The organism is Streptomyces albidus (ex Kaewkla and Franco 2022) (assembly GCF_013870515.1).
GTDB classification, from domain to species: Bacteria; Actinomycetota; Actinomycetes; order Streptomycetales; family Streptomycetaceae; genus Streptomyces; species Streptomyces albidus.
In genome coordinates, this window is record NZ_JACBXA010000471.1 from 1 (window position 1) to 1,941 (window position 1,941).

Consider the following 1,941-nt stretch of genomic DNA (forward strand, 5'->3'; position numbering starts at 1 on the left):
AAACTGGGTGCCGCCGCGACGGCTGTCGCCGCGGTCGCCGCGGTAGGGGGCTGGCTCGCCACATCCGGTGACGACGGTGACACCACTCAGCCCGCACCCGCGGTCGAACGCCCCCAGGAACCCTGACCGGAAGGGGTGAAGGGGGCGGCCGCGCAAGCGGCTTCCCGGGCCGCGAACGGACGCAACGGCCAGCCGTTAGGGTGGAGGTGTGGCAGTCGTCGATGTTTCCGAAGAGCTGAAGTCCCTCTCCTCCACCATGGAGTCGATCGAGGCCGTGATCGACCTCGACAAGATGAGGGCAGATATCGCCTCGCTCGAGGAGCAGGCGGCCGCCCCAGATCTGTGGGACGACGTGGAGAACGCCCAGAAGGTCACCAGCAAGCTCTCCTATCTCCAGGGGCAGCTTCGCAAGGCCGAGGAGCTGCGTTCCCGCATCGACGACGTCGAGGTGCTCTTCGAGCTCGCGGACAGCGAGAACGACGCCGACGCCCGCGGCGAGGCGGAGTCCGAGCTTCAGTCGGTGCGAAAGGCCGTGGACGAGCTGGAGGTCCGCACCCTTCTCTCCGGTGAGTACGACCCGCGTGAGGCGGTCGTCAGCGTGCGTGCCGAGGCCGGCGGTGTGGACGCCGCGGACTTCGCCGAGCAGCTGATGCGGATGTATCTGCGCTGGAGCGAGCGCAAGGGCCACCCGACCGAGGTCTTCGACATCAGCTACGCGGAGGAGGCGGGCATCAAGTCCGCGACCTTCACGGTCAAGTCCCCCTACGCGTACGGCACCCTCTCCGTCGAGCAGGGCACCCACCGCATGGTGCGCATCTCGCCCTTCGACAACCAGGGTCGCCGCCAGACCTCCTTCGCCGGGGTCGAGGTCCTGCCCGTGGTGGAGCAGGTCGACCACATCGACATCCCCGAGAACGAGCTGCGGATCGACGTGTTCCGCTCTTCCGGGCCGGGCGGCCAGTCCGTCAACACCACTGACTCCGCGGTGCGGATGACCCACATTCCGACGGGCATCGTCGTCTCCTGCCAGAACGAGAAGTCACAGATCCAGAACCGCGCCGCAGCCATGCGCGTCATGCAGTCCCGGCTGCTCGCCCACCGCCGCCAGGAGGAGCAGGCGAAGATGGACGCGCTCAAGGGTGACGGTGGCAACTCCTGGGGCAGCCAGATGCGTTCCTACGTTCTTCACCCGTACCAAATGGTGAAGGACTTGCGGACAGAACATGAAGTCGGTAATCCCCAGGGCGTTCTCGACGGTGATATCGACGGCTTTCTCGAAGCGGGCATCCGCTGGCGGAAGCAGCAGGAGCAGGCGGAATCCGCCCCTTCCAAGTAACGATTCGAGCCGCATCCCCCGAACTGGCAGGCCAGCACGGGCATTTCACACCATCCTCGCTTGACTGAGGTGTGAAAAATGGGAAAGCTGTTCGCTCGGCATGCCTGTGTCAGGGGCGCGTGCGGGGGTGAACGGACAAGTCCGTGTCCCGACAAGTGGCTCCGCAGCCCGTCTACACAGCTGCTCCATCGAATAGTGAAACTACTGGGGGTAGTTGGCGAATGATCAAATCGAAGACGCGGCTGCGTGTGGCGCGCGTTGCTGCCGGCGCCGTGTTCGCCGTCGGCGCCTCGCTCACGGCCGCGGGCGCCGCTCAGGCCGCGGACACCAGCTCCAACTCTGCAGAAGAGGGTCAGGGGCTCATCGGCGGCATCATCGGCGGCATCATCGGTGGTGGCGACGGCGGCGGTGACACCGGTGGCGACACCGAGGGCACCACCGGCGACACCTCCACCGGCGGCGACACCGAGGGCACCGTCAGCGGCGGTGACACCGGTGGCGACACCGAGGGCACCGTCAGCGGCGGCGACACCGGCGACACCACGACCGGCGGCGACACCGGCGACACCACGACCGGTGGTGACACGGGTGGCGACACCGGCGGT

1 protein-coding gene and 1 pseudogene are annotated in these 1,941 nt (G+C 67.2%); both read left to right on the forward strand.

What is annotated here, in order from left to right:
- The first annotated feature begins 208 nt into the window (after positions 1-208).
- Entirely contained in the window at positions 209-1,336 is a 1,128-nt protein-coding gene (gene prfB / locus H5J26_RS30610; protein ID WP_181769199.1) for a peptide chain release factor 2, read from the forward strand.
- Between the two features lie 221 nt (positions 1,337-1,557).
- Positions 1,558-1,941: pseudogene (locus H5J26_RS30615) on the forward strand (hypothetical protein); the annotation flags it as partial.